Origin of the sequence: Marinobacter metalliresistant (assembly GCF_038098645.1) — a bacterium.
Lineage (GTDB): Bacteria > Pseudomonadota > Gammaproteobacteria > Pseudomonadales > Oleiphilaceae > Marinobacter > Marinobacter metalliresistant.
In genome coordinates, this window is record NZ_CP101118.1 from 2,831,958 (window position 1) to 2,850,662 (window position 18,705).

Below are 18,705 nucleotides of genomic sequence, written 5' to 3' on the forward strand. Positions count from 1 at the left end.
CAGTGAGTTATGGCCGTCGGCAAAGAAATACGTAACCAGATTTCAAGCATCAAGAGCACGCAGAAAATCACCAGCGCCATGGAAATGGTGGCTGCGAGTAAGATGCGCAAGGCTCAGGAACGCATGCAGGCGACTCGCCCGTATGCCGACAAGATGCGTCAGGTGATCGGGCACATTGCCAAGGCGAACGCTCAGTACAAGCACCCGTTCATGCTCGAGCGCGACGTTAAGCGCGTGGGCTATATCGTGGTGTCAACTGATCGTGGCCTCTGCGGTGGTCTGAACATCAACCTGTTCAAAGCGCTTGTCCGTGAAATGAAAGCGTGGAAAGAAAAAGGAGTGGAAACCGATCTGTGCGCCATCGGGCAGAAAGGGGCTTCCTTTTTCCGGAGCTATGGCGGTAATGTCATTGCGGCATTGACCCACCTGGGTGACAGCCCGAGCTCTGAAAAACTCATCGGCAACGTCAAGGTCATGCTGGATTCGTTCTCCGAGGGCAAGATTGATCGCCTGTACGTGGTGAGCAACGAATTCGTCAACACCATGACCCAAAGCCCGAAGGTACAGCAGCTTCTGCCCCTGCCTCCGAGCGAAGACGAAGAAGAGATCAAGAACCAGTGGGATTATCTCTACGAGCCCGATGCCAGGCAGATCCTCGATGGCCTTCTGCCACGTTTTATTGAATCCCAGGTGTACCAGGGTGTGGTAGAAAATCTGGCATGTGAACAGGCAGCCCGGATGATCGCCATGAAGAGCGCAACTGATAACGCCGGTAGCATTATCGACGAACTTCAGCTGGCTTATAACAAGGCGCGTCAGGCAGCCATTACCCAAGAGATATCGGAGATTGTGAGCGGCGCCGCTTCGGTCTGATCCGGCCCACAATCCAACTGGTTTTATTGACTATCAAGATAACGAGGAACCGAGCATGAGTAGCGGACAAATCGTTCAGATCATTGGCGCGGTTATCGACGTGGAATTCCCACGTGACTCCGTACCCAAAGTATATGACGCACTGCTGCTTGAAGGTGGCGAAACAACTCTGGAAGTCCAGCAGCAGCTGGGTGACGGCATTGTACGTACCATCGCCATGGGCAGCACCGAAGGCCTGAAGCGTGGCCTGAAAGCAGAAAACACCGGTAAGGCAATCTCGGTACCGGTTGGTACCAAGACCCTTGGTCGTATTATGGATGTTCTGGGTCGTCCCATTGACGAAGCCGGCGAGATCGGCGAAGACGAACGCTGGGCCATTCACCGCAAGGCACCGAGCTATGCAGACCAGGCCGCTTCGGCTGACCTGCTGGAAACCGGTATCAAGGTTATCGATCTGATCTGCCCGTTCGCCAAGGGTGGTAAGGTTGGCCTGTTCGGTGGTGCCGGTGTTGGTAAAACCGTAAACATGATGGAGCTGATCAACAACATCGCGAAAGAGCACTCCGGTCTCTCCGTATTCGCGGGTGTGGGTGAGCGGACCCGGGAAGGTAACGACTTCTATTATGAAATGAAGGAGTCTAACGTTCTCGACAAGGTTGCCATGGTCTACGGTCAGATGAACGAGCCTCCCGGAAACCGTCTGCGTGTGGCCCTGACCGGTCTGACCATCGCTGAGAAGTTCCGTGACGAAGGTCGTGACGTACTGTTGTTCGTTGACAACATCTACCGTTACACCCTGGCCGGTACCGAGGTATCGGCACTGCTGGGCCGTATGCCTTCCGCGGTAGGTTATCAGCCGACGCTGGCCCAGGAAATGGGTGAGCTGCAGGAACGGATTACCTCCACCAAGAACGGCTCTATCACCTCTATCCAGGCGGTCTACGTACCGGCGGATGACCTGACGGACCCGTCGCCTGCGACCACCTTCTCGCACCTCGATGCGACCGTGGTACTGAGCCGCGACATCGCTTCAAAGGGTATCTACCCGGCGATCGATCCCCTGGATTCCACCTCCCGTCAGCTGGATCCGCTGGTGATCGGCCAGGAGCATTACGAAGTGGCCCGTGGCGTGCAGACAAACCTGCAGCGCTACAAGGAGCTGAAAGACATCATCGCCATCCTGGGTATGGACGAACTGTCAGAAGAAGACAAGCTGACCGTTGCCCGTGCCCGTAAGATCGAGCGTTTTCTGTCCCAGCCGTTCCACGTTGCTGAAGTCTTCACCGGTTCGCCTGGTAAGTACGTTTCCCTCAAGGAAACCATCAGCAGCTTTAAGGGCATCCTGAATGGCGACTATGACGAATTGCCCGAGCAGGCGTTCTACATGGTTGGTACTATTGAGGAAGCGGTCGAGAAAGCGAAGGAAATGAAGAGCAAGGCAAAGAGTTAATCTGAGCCGAAGCACTTGTTTCCGGATCGATCAAAGAGGCAACTGACATGGGTATGACCGTGCATTGTGATGTGGTAAGTGCCGAAACAAAGATCTATTCCGGATTGGTTGAAATGCTGATCGCTGCGGGCTCTGAAGGTGACCTGGGTATTGCCCCGGGTCACACCCCGCTGCTGACCGAGCTGAAGCCGGGTCCCATTCGGATCATCAAGCAGGGCGGTGAAGAAGAGATTCTTTACGTGTCCGGCGGATATCTGGAGGTCCAGCCCAATCTGGTCACTTTGTTGGCGGATACTGCGGTTCGTGCAAAGGATGTGGACGAAGCAGCCGCACTTGAGGCTCAGAAAGAAGCCGAGAAAGCACTTGCCAACAAGACCGGTGAATTCGAGTACTCCCGTGCCGCTGCAGAGCTGGCCGAGGCTGTTGCCCAGCTTCGCACCATCCAGCAGCTGCGTAACAAAATGCGCTAAGCATTTCTGTTTCGGGTGTGCCGAACACCGAAGCCGCATCCTGAGCGGCTGGAAGACCAACGCCCGGCGTTGGGCCTCCGGTCCCGAGGGGTGCGGTTTTTTTATTTTCCGATTCAAGACATTCCATACACCGGGAGCCTGACCATTCCATGAGCCCGTTACACGTTGTCATTCTGGCCGCTGGCCAGGGTTCCAGAATGAAATCCGCCCTGCCCAAGGTTCTCCACCCGGTGGCCGGTCGCCCCATGCTTCATCATGTGATTGCCACGGCCAAACAGCTGGGCGCCGAAAAGATTCACACTGTGATCGGGCATGGTGCCGACAGGGTTAGGGAAACCACCACCGGGGCCTCGGTGAACTGGGTGACCCAGAGTGAGCAGCTGGGTACCGGCCACGCCGTTGCCCAGGCCCTGCCCGATCTTCCGGACGAGGCCAGGGTTCTGGTGCTTTATGGCGATGTCCCGCTTACCCGTCACGATACCCTGGACGCACTGGTTGGCACCCTGGATGACAACACCCTTGGGCTTCTGACGGTGACCATGGACAATCCCCACGGTTACGGCCGCATTGTCCGCGATGCCAATGGCGCGGTGCAGTCCATCGTGGAGCAGAAAGACGCTTCGCCGGAACAGCAACAGATCCGCGAGGTCAACACAGGCATTCTTGCGGTTTCGGCGAAGCATCTGAAAACCTGGCTGCCGGCGCTGTCCAACAGCAATGCCCAGGGCGAGTACTACCTGACCGATATTATTGCCATGGCGGTGGAGCAGGGCCTGAACGTTTCGGTTTCCCAGCCCAAGGACCCCTACGAGGTACAGGGCGTCAACAACCGCCTTCAGCTGGCTGAACTCGAGCGCTGGTTCCAGCGTAGGGAGGCAGACCGGTTGATGGCCGAAGGCGCCACTTTGGCTGATCCGGCGCGGGTTGATGTGCGCGGAGAGCTGACCATCGGCAACGATCTGTGGATTGATGTGAATGTGGTTTTTGAGGGCAGGGTCACATTGGGCAGCAACGTGTCGATCGGGCCCGGCTGTGTGATCAAGGATGCCACCATCGCTGAGGGCACTGAAATCAGGGCCAACAGCGTGATTGAAGGTGCCACGATCGGTGCCAACGCCCAAGTCGGGCCATTTGCCCGTATTCGTCCCGGCACTGAACTGGCCGCCAACACCAAGGTGGGAAATTTCGTTGAAACCAAAAAGGCCGTGGTCGGCGAGGGCAGCAAGATCAACCACTTGAGCTACGTGGGCGATGCCTCACTGGGCCGTAATGTGAATGTGGGTGCAGGAACCATCACCTGTAATTATGATGGTGTGAACAAGTACCGGACCGTGATCGGTGACGGCGTTTTTGTGGGTTCCAATACCTCCCTGGTAGCGCCGGTGACGGTCGCGGCAGACGCCACCATCGGAGCCGGGTCCACCATTACCCGGGATGTGGCGGACAGCGAACTGGCCGTGGCCCGTGGCCGCCAGCGGAATATCTCCGGCTGGGAAAAGCCGAAGAAACACTGACTCAAACGATCAACAGACAGGTAGAACAGTATGTGTGGAATTGTAGGCGCGGTTTCGGAACGGGACGTTCAGGGCATCCTTCTTGAGGGTCTGCGCCGCCTGGAATACCGGGGATACGACTCCGCCGGTATGGCCGTGATCGGTGGTGACCACAGCGTCCAGCGCGCTCGGGAAGTGGGCAAGGTCGCCTCACTGGCAGACGCCATGAAAGCCAACCCCCTCGCGGGCCATCTGGGCATTGCCCACACCCGCTGGGCCACCCATGGCGAGCCGTCCCAGCTCAATGCCCACCCGCACATGTCGGGTGACCGCCTGGCCATCGTCCATAACGGCATTATCGAGAACTATCAGGAACTTCGCGAAGAGCTGCGTGCCGAGGGTTTTGAGTTCACCTCGCAAACCGATACCGAAGTGATCGCGCACCTGATCGAAAAGAACTACCGTTCCCTGGGTAACCTCCAGGACTCGGTCCGGGCGGCCATCGCTCGCCTCCGCGGCGCCTATGCCCTGGCAGTGGTCCACGGGGATGAGCCTGATCATCTCGTGGTATGCCGCGAAGGCAGTCCCCTGGTGATCGGTGTCGGTATCGGCGAGAACTTTATTGCCTCCGATCAGCTGGCTCTGCTGCCGGTCACCGACCGGTTCATGTTCCTCGAAGAGGGGGACATTGCTGATATCCGCAAGGATGGTATTGCCATCCTTGATCGGGACGGGCAGAGCGTGGAGCGGGAGATTACCCGATTCGAGCACGGCGCCGATTCCGCCGACAAGGGCGAATACCGCCACTTCATGCTCAAGGAAATCTACGAGCAGCCCAGGGTCATCAAGGCCACCATGGAAGGCCGGGTAACCAACACCCGGGTACTGGAACAGGCCCTGGGTACCGATGCGGCGAATCTGCTCGAAAACGTTCGTCATGTCCAGATCATTGCCTGCGGCACCAGCTACCACGCCGGAATGGTGGCCCGCTACTGGATTGAGGAGTTGGCCGGCGTGCCCTGCTCTGTAGAGGTGGCTTCCGAGTTCCGCTACCGCAAGCATGTGATCCAGCAGGACACCCTATTCCTGTGCATTTCCCAGTCCGGTGAGACCGCCGACACCCTGGCCGCCCTGCGTCAGGCCAAGAAAGCCGGTTTCCGTGCCGCCCTGGCGATCTGCAACGTACCCGGCAGTTCCCTGGTGCGGGAATCGGACCTGGTGATCATGACCCAGGCCGGGCCGGAAATCGGCGTTGCCTCCACCAAGGCCTTCACCACCCAGCTGACGGCATTGCTGATCTTTACCCTGGCACTGGCCCGCCACAACGGCCTGCCTGAAGACCAGGAGACAGAGATCGTGGAGGCGATCCACCTGCTGCCCGGCCAGGTGAGTGATGTGCTGGCCCTGGATGGCGAGATTGCCGAGATGTCCAAGGCGTTTATGGACAAACACCACAGCCTTTTCCTGGGTCGTGGTTCCCAGTTCCCGGTTGCCCTGGAAGGTGCCCTGAAGCTGAAGGAAATTTCCTACATCCACGCCGAGGCCTACCCGGCCGGTGAGCTCAAGCATGGCCCCCTGGCTCTGGTAGACAGTGAGATGCCGGTCGTCACCGTAGCGCCGAACAACGACCTGGTGGAAAAGCTCAAATCCAACCTGGAAGAAGTCCGCGCCCGGGGTGGTGAGTTATTCGTGTTTGCCGATAAAAAGGCGGACGTGAAGCCGGAAGAGGGCATCCATGTGATGCAGCTTCCTTCAGTGCATCCGATTACTGCCCCGATCGTTTATACGGTTCCGCTGCAGCTGCTGTCCTATCATGTGGCGGTGCTCAAGGGCACGGATGTGGACCAGCCTCGAAATCTGGCCAAAAGTGTGACGGTAGAATAAACCGCCATTGGTCAGGCAAGAGGAGTGTCAGAGGACATTAAAGTTTGAAAAATAACATTAATGTTTGATAATTTACATTAAAGTTTGATCAAAAAAAGCCCCCTGCTATTCTCAACATAGCAGGGGGCTTTTTTCATGACAGATGCCAACAAACCGCTTGATCCAAAACACGAGAAATTGTTGAAAACTCGTGGATTGGGATCAGGCAAAGACTATGAACCTTTCATCAAGGTTCATGAACTCAGCAGTTCAGGTGAGAGCGTAAGAATCCGCAGTGCCTCGGTAGGACGGATTCATCATCTGCTGTCCGGTATAGAACTACTAGCGTTCCTCGTATTCGATCAGTTCGAGCAAACGACCGATATCCGTGAACAATACCCCCTGCCAATAGACGATACCCTCGACATTTGTGCTCGACTGGGAATCCGTCATCCCCAGATGCATGGCAGTTTAACGGTGGTTTCAACGGATCTATTAGTCGACTTCTCGTCGGGCCATCGGTTGGCGATTGCAGTGAAATCGTCGTCGGAGCTATCCAAGCTGAGAGTGATGGAGAAGCTCCAGATTGAAAAAACCTACTGGGAAACTCGTGATGTGGAATGGAAGATTTTCACAGAGAGAGAAGTCACAGATGGGATGCGAGAAAACCTTTTGTGGATCCAGCCCTATCTATCCCCGGATATGGCGGCACATCAAGAGGTGGATTATTCAGATGTGCAGGATCTTTTCCATCGGCTTCAGTCGCATCCACAAACCAAGATCACACGGCTTTGTGCGAAGCTTGATGACCAATATAACGTCGATCGCGGATTCCATTTGAGTATCTTTCGATACGCTGTAGCTCACCGTTTCATAAAGGCTCCTCTGAACAACGCATTTCACAGCTGGAAATTCGGAGACCTGACTCTACGAAAGCCAGAGTTCGCCAGCGAGGTGAACAATGCTTCTTAATCAAGTATTCCAGGATCCCTCGACAGGCAAGCGATATCGTGTGGTTCTTGAGCACCTCTCAGATTTGATGCTAATCGACGTCGACAGTGACAAGGCCTGGCCTTTCCCAATGTCAGAAGACGAGCTACGTTCGGTTGGGTATGACTCCATTTCCGACCCTTATCCGATGCCGAGTGTCGAGGATGGCAGCATCGGCGCCCAAAGACGTGATGAAGCCTGGGCCACGATCAGTCCATTGTTGGAACACTATCAATCACTTTTGGTTAAAAACGAACGCAATCGGCTGATAAAAGAACTCCTTAAATCCACCGATAAGCCAAGGTTATATATCACTAGACAACTTCGTCGATATTGGCAAAGGGGAATGGCTCCGAATGCCCTGGTACCCGATTACCACAAATGCGGGGCCAAAGGGCGTCCCAGACGTGAGGTGGAGCAAAAGGTTGGTCCAAAACGTTCAGTTACGCCCGGAGTGGGAGTGCCAGTCACAGAGGAAATTGCTGAACTGTTTCGGATGGCACTCGATGGTTTTTATCTAACCAGTGAGAAGGTTCCTTTGACTGCCGCAAAAGACAAGGCAGTCGGTCTTTTTAAAGCGCGCTATCCCTCGGCAACACAGAAAAGTATGCCCACGATGAGACAATTCCGGTACTTCTATGAAACGAATTACCGGAAGTCTGATGTGGTAAGGACACGGACTCCAAGCCGCATTTATCAAAAAGATAAACGGGCTTTGACCAGCACTTCAGGCAATCTCAACTTCGGCCCGGGAGCCCGGTATGAAATAGACGCGACCATTGCGGATCTCTATTTAGTAGCAGAAGACGATCCTGCTCTCATCATTGGCCGTCCGGTTTTGTATTTCGTTAAAGATGTATTCAGCCGTATGGTTGTTGGAATGTATGTGGGTCTTGAGAATCCCTCATGGGTTGCAGCAATGTTAGCTCTTAGTAACGCTTTCAGCGATAAAACAACGTATTGTCGAGGTTATGGGATAGCTATCGGTAAAGAAGACTGGCCAAGTTTCGGCCTTCCCGCGTCTATCATGGCTGACCGCGGTGAGCTTCTTTACAAACAAGCGGATGTGCTGGTTAACAGATTCAACATTCAATTGAGCAATTCACGCGCCTATCGCGGTGATGACAAAGCGATCTGTGAGCGATTTTTCAACACTATTCAGAGTAAGTTTCGGCCCTATGTTGGCGGGGTAGTCGAGCCAGTGAATGGGAAAAAGCGTACCGGAAAACGCTTCGAGCTGGATGCTGTACTTAACCTCTCTGAGTTCACAAAAATGTTGATTAACCTCGTCATCATCTACAACACCCAGCATGTTGTTGAAGGTTATGATTTCGCACCTGATATGCCAACGGACTTGCCCGCAGTGCCGCGTGAACTATGGAACTGGGGAATTCAAAACCGTACCGGCCAGCTTCGCTCCTGTGATGAAGACTTGGCCCGCATTAATCTCCTGCCCTATGAGAGTGGAACGGTGTCACAGGTTGGCATCACCTTCAAAGGAATTGTGTACACCTGTCAGGAGGCGCTGGCGCAAGGCTGGTTTGATCGCATTCGCCCGAACCGCCCTTCAAGAGTAGAAATCGCTTTTGACCCGAGACGGACTGACACTGTTTATCTGAGACCTGATTCCAAATTCGAAAGCTACTGGGTATGCGAGCTTTCGGACCGAAGTAGGCGATATAAAGGCATGAGCTTCGTGGAGGCCGCAGGAATACTGAAAGAGATGAATCGCACCAAAGCCACAGCCAAACAAGAGGAGGATTATCAGAAGCCGGATGCCTTATCCGCGGTTGAGGCGATCGTTTCGAACGCGAAGAAGCGGCAGAAAACCAGTGAACCGTCCCTTACTGACTCTGAGCGACTTCGGGGCATACGGCAGAACCGAGCCACAGAAAAAGAGGTTGAGCGAAATCGCAGCGGAATCAAATCCAAGAAACGTTCAAAGCGTGACCGTCCGGCGGATGTAGTGCCGTTCCGCTCTAATAAGATCCAATCAAACGACAGTCTCGATTACCCGGATATGGATGCCTTCTTGGAGGACGACGATGATTAAACTGCCACTGGCACAATATCGGGAAGCAGAAATCCGGGAATACGAAGGACAGCCCTTAATCAATGCCCTGCCACCCATTAATTCGCCGCAGGATACAGCGAGGATGCTGGCTCGTTTCCCAAAAGTCGACGAGGCTGAAAAGGCATTGCCAGCCCACATTCGTCGCCACGCCATGATGAGGATTCTGGATCAATTCCTGTACCCAACGAAATCCCATCTCCAATTAGAGCAGATGATTTCCGGCATGATTCGTCGCGGCTACCTTAGCCGAAATATTGCGACTCCGGACTATCAACGCAACCTGGACGACGTTGGCCATACCGATTTTAATGCGATCGTTCGAAATGCCGGAAATGAGGCCCTCGTGAGTTCCGTTATCGGGTGTTCCGGCACCGGCAAATCCACGGCTGTAGAAGCAATCCTGAAAACCTACCCGCAAGCGATTTATCATCCAGAATACCAGCATGCCCAATTGGTCTGGCTGAAGGTGGAGTGCCCTCATGATGGCTCGGTCAAGAGTCTATGTACCAATTTTTTCCGGGCTGTCGATGATGCGCTGGGTACGGATTACCAGGCGCTCTACGTAAAAAGCCGGTCTTCGGCGGAGTCCATGCTTGGGGATATCGCCCGAGTATCAGCATTACATTCAGTTGGTGTTCTTGCCATTGATGAAATTCAGCACTTGGAGAAGTCCCGATTTGGCGGGGCGGTAAAGATGCTAAATTTCTTCGTGACGCTGACTAACGTCATCAAGGTTCCGGTTCTTTTCATCGGAACGCCAAAGGCTTTGGAGCTTTTCCAGCCAACCATGAGATCGGCAAGGCGAGCAGCGCAATTTGGTAGTTTGGACTGGGGACGGTTTGCACGGGCTGAGAATGAGGGGGCTGATGGAGAGTGGGAGCGATTTTTCAAACGGTTATGGAAGCTTCAGTGGTTTGAAAGCCCCACTCCCCTGAGCCAGGAAATAATGGATTTGTTCTGGGAGTATACGCAAGGAATTGCGCACATCGCTGTTGCTCTTTTTTACCTCAGCCAGGCGCGAGCTGTCGTCGCTGGCAGGGAAGTGATTGATCGGACTCTTGTAAACAAGGTCTATCAAGAAGAGCTTGCCATGATTCATCCAATGATTGCCGCTTTGCGGAGTGGTCTTGAGGCAACGATTCTCCAGTATGCCGATCTCGATGTTCCCCGAGAGTCTCTCCGGGCTCAAAGCTCGTTGCAGTCTGCAGCTCATCTTGAGTCATTTGATCAGGAAAGCCCCGCTGAAGCTAAAGGCTCCAAGCGGGATAGCCTGGTTACAATATTGGTCCAGATGGGTATCGGAGAGGACATCGCTCCTACTGTTGCAGACCAAGCTCTGTCGGAGTGTCCAAATGATGATTTATTTGAGTTGGTGGCTCATATAAAACACCTGGAAGAGAGAAAGCCGGCCGCACCATCACCGAAGGTTCGTTCGCGAACAAAGGAGAAATCAGCCCCGGTCTATCTGGAAGATGATCTGCGTTTGATAAGGGATGATGATTCGGAAGAATGCTACCAGACCTTGAAAGCGAGGGGGGTGATCATTGAGATTTCCTCATACCTATGAGGATGCGAGATCGATTCTGCGCTCTTTAGATTTTCAGCAGTGCCGCAAGGCGATCCTCGGCTAGATGCCCTTACGTGGTCCTTACAGCAATGCGCCTCTTTTTGATGACCACCCAGTTCCAAAATAAGTCGGATATGGCACAATGAGGTCCTGCCCATAAGGGTACAAATTGACTCCTAGACGGAAGAAAAATGCCCCGAGATGGACTGGAAGACATCAGCCAGGCTCAAAGAGAGCGGCTTTTTCACATAGACTTCAAGCTCAGATTTTTGGGCGAAGTTTCCCGCGCTGATCTCGTCAATCGGTTTGGAATTAAAGCGGCGGCTGCAACGCGAGATCTATCGCTTTACAAAGAAGTAGCTCCTGGAAATCTCGAATATGATACGAAGGCTAAGGTCTATACCGCCGCCACTAAATTCTCTCCGTTGTTTTCCTGTTCACAAAGCCAGGCATTGTCGGCACTGAGCCAAGGTCTGGGTGATGACTACCTTGGGACTCATCAGGCTCTAATCCCAACTGACACACCGACCCAGCTTAACCTGCCACACCTGGATAAGATTTCTGCCGTCAGTCGAGCGATTTATCACAGAATCCCACTACAGATTGACTATCGGTCTCTTAGTAGCGGAGTAACCCAGCGGGAGATTATTCCTCATGCGCTTGTGGACAATGGTTTGAGGTGGCACGTTCGCGCTTATGATCGCTTCCGTGACAAATTCAGCGACTTTGTTATCAACCGAATCAGCGATGTCTGCCCACTGGTAGATACAAACTTCGGATCCAAGGAGACGAAAGACGCTGATATCCAGTGGAATCGAATAGTGGACATGCATCTGGTTCCCCACCCAAAACTGACGCACCCGGAAACGATTGAATACGAGTATGGTATGCAGGGTGGACAACTAAACGTTCAGGTTCGTGCTGCCGTTGCAGGGTATGTTTTGCGCCGGTGGAATGTAGATTGCTCGGCAGAACATAGTTTAGAAGGACCTGAATATCATCTTTGGCTGAGCAATCAACCAACATTGTACGGTGTGGAAAACCTGAATCTGGCCCCTGGCTATGACTCATCTGCGACTAACCTACCGGCAAGTAGAGAGAGAAGAACTACCGGCAAAACTACCAGGGACTGGGGAGACATTGAATGATCAAACTGGAAGACATCAAGAAAGACGCCCAAATCCGAGGCATCCAGGGCGAAGAGATCGTCCGCATCGTGCAAACGGAGCCTGTTGGCGAGCATGCTCTGACCATCTACTACAAAGACAGCCAGGGCCGCCTCAACGAGCAAATGCTGTTCCGTTCCGATGAAGCCCGCCTGGAGATGGCAGAGGCTGGTCGCCCTTGGGCATTTGATGCGCCCGGGGCAGACTTTAAGCTCGGCCTGGAAGCCTACCGAATAACCCAGGCAGCCCTATTCGACCCCATGATGGCGGTTCACACATCCAATGTAGAACCATTGCCACACCAGATCTCAGCAGTCTACGAGTCAATGCTCCCCCGCCAGCCTCTGCGGTTCGTGTTGGCCGATGACCCGGGGGCAGGCAAGACCATCATGGCGGGCCTGCTCATTCGCGAGCTGCTAATGAGAGCTGATGCCAAGCGGGTGCTGATAGTCTCCCCGGGTGGGCTAACCGAACAGTGGCAAGACGAAATGCTGGAGAAGTTCGGCGTTCAGTTCGAGATCTTCAGCCGCGAAAAGCAGGAACAGTGCGCCTCTGGCAACTACTTCGACGAAGCTGACCTGCTTATCTGTCGCCTTGACCAGCTATCCCGCAACGAAGACTTCCAGGAGAAGCTCAAGAACACTGAGTGGGATCTGATCATCGTAGACGAAGCCCACAAGCTCTCGGCCAACTACTATGGCAGCAAGGTCAATAAAACCAAGCGCTTCCAGCTTGGAGAGCTTCTGGGCTCGATCACCCGCCATTTCCTGCTAATGACAGCCACCCCTCACAACGGCAAGGAAGAAGACTTCCAGATTTGGCTCTCGCTGCTGGATGGCGACCGCTTCTACGGCAAATTCCGCGAAGGTGCACACAAAGTTGACGTCTCAGACATGATGCGCCGCATGGTCAAGGAAGAGCTGCTCAAGTTTGATGGCACCCCCCTGTTCCCGGAACGTCGTGCCTATTCTGCCAACTATCAGCTGTCTGATGCTGAGGCAGAGCTCTACGCACAGGTCACCGACTACGTCCGCAACGAAATGAACCGGGCGGATAGTCTGGATGGTAAACGCAGAGGCACCGTAGGCTTCGCTCTCACCCAGCTCCAACGTCGGCTGGCCTCCAGCCCTGAAGCCATTTACCAGTCCCTTAAGCGCCGGCGCAAACGTTTGGAATCCCGGCTGGAAGAGATGAAGCTCGTTGCCCGGGGCCAGTCGGCTTCACAGGCCAAAAACAACGGCATTGCTGAGACTCTTGGAGAGTACCAGGTCACCAAGAAGCTCGACATTCCGGACAACATCGACGAACTGGAAGACGATGAACTCAGCGCAGAAGAATACGAAATCCTCTCTGAGCAGGTCGTAGATCAGGCCACAGCTGCCGAGACCATTCCAGAGCTGGAAGCTGAAATCGTGATCCTCAAGGACCTGGAATATCAGGCAAGGACGGTAGTGCAGTCTGGCAACGACAAGAAATGGGAAGAGCTCTCCCACCTGTTGCAAGACCGTCCCGAGATGTACACCTCCAGTGACAGTCGCCGCAAGCTCATTATCTTCACCGAGCATAAAGACACCCTGAACTACTTGGTGCACCGCATCTCCGGCATGCTGGGAGACCCTGGTGCCGTGATCACCATTCACGGCGGAACCAACCGGGATGACCGCCGCAAGGCCCAGGAAGAGTTCCGTAATAACCCCGAGGTGTTGGTGTTGGTAGCTACCGATGCCGCAGGGGAGGGCGTTAACCTGCAAAACGCGAACCTCATGGTCAACTACGACCTTCCCTGGAACCCCAACCGCTTGGAACAGCGCTTTGGTCGTATTCACCGAATCGGACAAACTGAGGTCTGCCATCTTTGGAACCTGGTGGCCAACGAAACCCGTGAAGGCGAGGTTTTCAAAAAGCTCTTCGACAAACTGGAGGTCGAGAAACAGGCGTTGGGTGGCAAGGTATTCGACATTCTTGGCGAAGCCTTCGAGAACCAGTCCCTCAAGGATCTATTGGTCGAGGCCATTCGCTACGGCGAGTCCGCCGAGGTTAAAGCCAAGCTCAATCAGGTCATTGATGGTGCCTTGGATACCGAACACCTCAAGGAAATCCTCAAACGCAATGCGCTGGTCGAGCAGCACATGTCCTTGCAGGATCTCTACGCGGTGAAAGAAGAAATGGAAAAGGCTGAGGCGCGCAAGCTCCAGCCCTACTTCATCCGAGCCTTCTTCACCGAAGCGTTCCAGACGTTAAGTGGTGAGATGCGCCAACGAGAGTCGGGGCGCTATGAAGTACGTCATGTGCCCGCAGCCATCCGCGAGCGAGACAGGATTATCGGGGAAAGCCGCACACCCGTACTCAAAAAGTACGAGCGCATCTGCTTTGAAAAGCAGCTGATCCGTATGTCTGGCAAACCAATGGCTGACCTGATTCACCCCAACCACCCGCTAATGGCTGCTACTACAGACTTGGTTCTGTCCGCCCATCGAAGCAAACTGAAACAGGGTGCCGTGCTGGTAGATCCCAATGACGACGGGATCGAACCGAAAGTCCTGTTTATGGTGGACCACAGCATCCGCGAGGGTGAACATCAAAGTAGCGGTGGGAAACCTGTCATTGCATCCCGCCGCTTGCAGTTCGTTGAAATTGACGAGAAGGGCGGTACCCACCATGCAGGCTGGGCGCCACACCTGGATCTTCAGCCAATCGATAACTACGACCACAAACTGATCCAGGACATTCTCAATGCCCCTTGGATAACGGATAACCTTGAAGCGCTGGCCCTGCACCATGCATCTCAAAAGCTGGTTCCGGAGCACTATCAGGAAGTAAAAACTCGCCGTGAGCGACAAGCAGACAAGGTTATGGCCGCTGTTAACGAGAGACTGGTTAAGGAAATCAACTACTGGTCAGATCGCTACATCAAGCTCAGTGATGATGTAGCCGCCGGCAAGCAGCCCCGCATGCAGCCCGAAATGGCTCGCCGCCGAGTGGATGAACTTACCGAACGCCTTGCCCAGCGAAAGCGAGAGCTGGAAGCCATGAAAAGTGTTGTTTCCAGTACACCAGTCGTTATCGGCGGTGCGCTCGTCATACCCCAAGGGCTGTTAGCTATGCGCAAGGGCGAAACCACAGTCACGGTTGATGCCCAGGCCCGCGCTCGTATTGAGCAAGTTGCCATGCAGGCTGTCATTCGGCATGAGGAATCCCTTGGTCACGCCACCAAAGACGTATCTGCGGAGAAATGCGGCTGGGACATCACGGCTCGCCCCGCCACCCTACCCGATGGCTCATTGCCGCAAGACCGGCACATCGAAGTAAAAGGCCGAGCGAAGGGCCAGGAAGTGATCACAGTGAGTCGCAACGAGATTCTCTATGCCCTCAACCAGGCAGACAAATTCTGGCTGGCCATTGTGCTGGTTGATGGGGACGATTACGAAGGCCCTTACTACGTAAAGAATCCATTTACGACCGAGCCAGATTTCGGGGTGCCGTCTGTGAATTATGAACTGAAGTATCTGCTCGGCAAGGCCGAAAAAGGGGCGAGCCAGTGATTCTGGGAATCTTTCGTTTGGGGGGTATAGAAAGAAGAACGCCACCTCAAGGGTGGCGCCGGGCCAGCGATGCTCTCGCTAGCGGGGTTTACGAGGCAAACTCTAGTTACCCCACCCAGCTTTGTCAAGTCTTTTCCAACTCAGCCTGGAGCGCTTTATGAGCCGGGTTATCAGTTACATCGACGGCTTCAACCTGTATTTTGGCCTGAAAAACAAGGGCTGGAAGCGCTACTACTGGCTCGATCTTGAGGCGCTCTCAACGGCACTCATGATCCCCGGCCAAATGCTGGAAGCCACCCACTATTTTACAGCTCGGCTGAGACTGGTTGGAAACAACCACGCCGATAAACAGCGGCAAGACGACTATCTTGATGCGTTGCTCACGCGCAACAACCTGCAGATTCACCACGGACACTACTTGAGGAAAACCCGCCAATGTCGGAGCTGTGGGGCCAGCTGGCCCGACTATGAGGAAAAGATGACCGATGTAAATATTGCGGTTCAGCTTATCGCCGACGCCTTCGATGACAACTTTGATACCGCCTTGATCATCTCTGCAGACAGCGACCTGACCACGCCCGTTCAGCTTGTACGTGAGCGCTTTCCTAACAAAAAAATCGTGATTGCCCAGCCGCCGGGCAGAAACTCCAACCAGCTCAGCCAGGCCGCTACCACTGCTTTTCAGATAAGCAGAAAAAAGGTACAGACTAGCCAGCTGCCTGAGACCGTTACCACTGCCGACGGCGTTACTCTGCAGCGCCCGGCAACCTGGAAGTAGGAATATTCATGATCAGCATTAAAACGCCCAAAAAACTCATCGAAGTGGCCCTACCACTGGATGACATTAACACCGCAGCGGCGCGCGAGAAATCCATTCGTCACGGCCACCCCAGCACCCTCCACCTTTGGTGGGCACGCCGACCCCTTGCCGCTGCACGCGCGGTACTCTTTGCCCAGCTAGTGAACGATCCCGGGTATCAGCGCGAGCTGGGGTATGGGGTAAACAAGAAAGAGGCGGAGATCAAGCGGGAGAAGCTGTTCCAGATCATCCGCGATCTGGTGAAATGGGAAAATACCAACAACGAAGAGGTGCTGAACCGCGCCCGCGCAGCGATTTGGGAAAGCTGGCGTGAAACCTGCCACCTTAATCGTAATCATCCGCAGGCTGCTGAGCTGTTTAATCCAGACAAGCTGCCAGCCTTCCACGATCCCTTTGCCGGGGGAGGTGCCATTCCGCTGGAAGCCCAGCGGTTGGGACTGGAAAGCTATGCCAGCGACCTGAACCCGGTGGCGGTAATGATCAACAAAGCGATGATCGAGATTCCGCCTAAGTTTGCCGGGCAGGCGCCAGTTGGCCCGCTGCCGGAAGGTGAAAAGCAGCAGAACATGATGGAAGACTGGACCGGTGCTAAAGGCCTTGCCGAAGACGTGCGACGCTATGGCCACTGGATGCGCGACGAGGCCTTTAGGCGCATCGGTCATTTGTACCCTAAAATCAAGGTCACTTCAGATATGGCCGCCGAGCGGCCCGACCTGAAAGCCTATGAAGGTGAGGAACTGACCGTCATTGCCTGGCTTTGGGCCAGAACCGTGAAAAGTCCCAACCCGGCATTCAGTCATGTAGAAGTGCCACTATCATCCAGCTTCGTGTTGTCCAGTAAAAAGGGCAAAGAGGCATACGTAGAGCCGGTTATTGAGGGTGATCAGTATCGGTTTGAAATCAAAGTAGGAATCCCTCCTGTTGAAGCAAAGCAAGGAACCAAGGCTGCAAGGGGCGCCAACTTCACCTGTTTGATGTCAGGAACCCCGATATCAGGTCCGCATATCAAAGGTGAGGGTGAAGCAGGCCGGCTAGGCGTTCGCTTAATGGCCGTCGTTGTTGAAGGGAAACGCGGCCGCCTGTATTTATCACCTACCCAGGAAGCCGAAGCAGTTGCGAAGAGTGCCAAACCTGAATGGAGGCCCGAAACCCGCCTGCCAGATGACCCAAGAAACTTTTGGACCATTCCATATGGGCTGAGAACTTACGGTGACCTCTTCAGCCAACGCCAACTAGTAGCACTAACGACCTTTTCCGATTTGGTACAGGAAGCTCGCACAAAAGCCATTACCGACGCCAGAGCTGCCGGCTGGCCGGATGACGGCCAAGGCCTGGATCAAGGCGGCGCAGGATCAACCGCATACGGGGACGCTTTGGCAACATTTCTGGCCTTAACGCTTGGCCGAGGATCAGATTATTGGAACTCCAATGCTACATGGGAGTCTGGCGGCGGTTTCATTGCTCATGCATTTACCCGTCAAGCGATACCTATGATTTGGGATTATTCAGAGGCGAATCCATTCTCTGGAGGCAGTGGGAATTGGGAATCAACGTGTTTGGACTGGGTAATCCGAGTAATTCGAAATTTTACTCCTGCATCGTCAGGAAGTGCTTTTCAATCTGATGCTCAATCACAGAGTATTAGCTCTGACAAAGTCATTTCAACTGATCCGCCTTACTACGATAACATCGGCTATGCTGATCTTTCTGACTTTTTTTACGTGTGGATGCGCCGATCGTTACGGAACATCTATCCTGCCTTGTTTAGCACTATGGCGGTACCGAAAGCCGAAGAACTGGTCGCTACGCCCTACCGCCACGGTGATAAAGACCAAGCCGAAGCTTTTTTTATGGATGGCATGACCCGTGCGATTCATAACTTGGCTGTGCAAGCGCATCCTGGATTTCCAGTTTCCATCTACTACGCCTTCAAGCAGTCAGAGACCAAAGAAGGCAGCACCACCAGCACCGGCTGGGTGACTTTCTTGGAAGCCGTTATCCAAGCGGGCTTTTCAATTGATGGCACCTGGCCTTTGAGGACTGAAAGAGGTGCTAGGATGATTGGCATCGGCACTAATGCCCTCGCATCGTCCATCGTCCTGGTCTGCCGCAAACGCGAAACCAATGCGGAATCTATCTCCCGTCGCGATTTCCAACGGCAACTGCGGGAAGAAATGCCCGAGGCTCTGGAAACCATGATCGGAGGTCAGACAGGCCAAACTCCCATTGCGCCCGTTGACTTGGCTCAGTCCGCCATTGGCCCTGGGATGGCTATTTACTCTAACCCGAACATTTCATAAACACCCCAAGCAGCAGCCACGAAATTTTCTCGGTTAGCCCATTACGCCCAGATATGAGAATTATTAGTAGTATGCGCGCCAATGTCGCTCTGATGTC

General features: G+C 54.1%; 12 protein-coding genes. All 12 read left to right on the forward strand.

Annotation, left to right across the window (positions count from 1 at the left end; all coding sequences use genetic code 11):
- Nucleotides 1–9: 9 nt before the first annotated feature.
- Nucleotides 10–873 carry a F0F1 ATP synthase subunit gamma gene (gene atpG, locus NLK58_RS13275; RefSeq protein ID WP_117618961.1) on the forward strand — a complete coding sequence of 288 codons (864 nt, stop codon included), beginning with the start codon at nt 10–12 and terminating at the stop codon, nt 871–873.
- A gap of 55 nt (nt 874–928) precedes the next feature.
- Entirely contained in the window at nt 929–2,323 is a 1,395-nt protein-coding gene (atpD, locus tag NLK58_RS13280; RefSeq protein WP_117618962.1) for a F0F1 ATP synthase subunit beta, read from the forward strand.
- 47 nt (nt 2,324–2,370) lie between these two features.
- Entirely contained in the window at nt 2,371–2,793 is a 423-nt protein-coding gene (locus NLK58_RS13285; RefSeq protein ID WP_117618963.1) for a F0F1 ATP synthase subunit epsilon, read from the forward strand.
- Nucleotides 2,794–2,942: 149 nt separating this feature from the next.
- Nucleotides 2,943–4,307 carry a bifunctional UDP-N-acetylglucosamine diphosphorylase/glucosamine-1-phosphate N-acetyltransferase GlmU gene (gene glmU / locus NLK58_RS13290; protein WP_341580949.1) on the forward strand — a complete coding sequence of 455 codons (1,365 nt, stop codon included), beginning with the start codon at nt 2,943–2,945 and terminating at the stop codon, nt 4,305–4,307.
- Between the two features lie 30 nt (nt 4,308–4,337).
- The gene (gene glmS / locus NLK58_RS13295; protein WP_341580950.1) at nt 4,338–6,170 is read left to right on the forward strand and encodes a glutamine--fructose-6-phosphate transaminase (isomerizing); all 1,833 of its coding nucleotides are present in this window, start codon (nt 4,338–4,340) and stop codon (nt 6,168–6,170) included.
- 135 nt (nt 6,171–6,305) lie between these two features.
- Nucleotides 6,306–7,121 carry a TnsA endonuclease N-terminal domain-containing protein gene (locus tag NLK58_RS13300; protein ID WP_341580951.1) on the forward strand — a complete coding sequence of 272 codons (816 nt, stop codon included), beginning with the start codon at nt 6,306–6,308 and terminating at the stop codon, nt 7,119–7,121.
- Nucleotides 7,111–9,192, forward strand: coding sequence for a Mu transposase C-terminal domain-containing protein (locus NLK58_RS13305; protein ID WP_341580952.1), 2,082 nt, complete (start codon nt 7,111–7,113; stop codon nt 9,190–9,192). The genes NLK58_RS13300 and NLK58_RS13305 overlap by 11 nt, the downstream gene beginning before the upstream one ends.
- Nucleotides 9,185–10,780: an ATP-binding protein gene (locus tag NLK58_RS13310; RefSeq protein WP_341580953.1), complete on the forward strand. Its 1,596-nt coding sequence runs from the start codon at nt 9,185–9,187 to the stop codon at nt 10,778–10,780. The genes NLK58_RS13305 and NLK58_RS13310 overlap by 8 nt, the downstream gene beginning before the upstream one ends.
- Before the next feature lie 191 nt (nt 10,781–10,971).
- Nucleotides 10,972–11,928 (forward strand): WYL domain-containing protein, encoded by a 957-nt coding sequence (locus NLK58_RS13315; RefSeq protein WP_341580954.1) that lies wholly within the window; start codon nt 10,972–10,974, stop codon nt 11,926–11,928.
- Nucleotides 11,925–15,488 carry a helicase-related protein gene (locus NLK58_RS13320; protein WP_341580955.1) on the forward strand — a complete coding sequence of 1,188 codons (3,564 nt, stop codon included), beginning with the start codon at nt 11,925–11,927 and terminating at the stop codon, nt 15,486–15,488. The genes NLK58_RS13315 and NLK58_RS13320 overlap by 4 nt, the downstream gene beginning before the upstream one ends.
- A 157-nt stretch (nt 15,489–15,645) precedes the next feature.
- Complete coding sequence (locus tag NLK58_RS13325) at nt 15,646–16,266, forward strand: NYN domain-containing protein (protein WP_341580956.1); 621 nt, start codon at nt 15,646–15,648, stop codon at nt 16,264–16,266.
- A gap of 8 nt (nt 16,267–16,274) precedes the next feature.
- Nucleotides 16,275–18,608 (forward strand): DUF1156 domain-containing protein, encoded by a 2,334-nt coding sequence (locus NLK58_RS13330; protein WP_341580957.1) that lies wholly within the window; start codon nt 16,275–16,277, stop codon nt 18,606–18,608.
- Nucleotides 18,609–18,705: the final 97 nt, after the last annotated feature.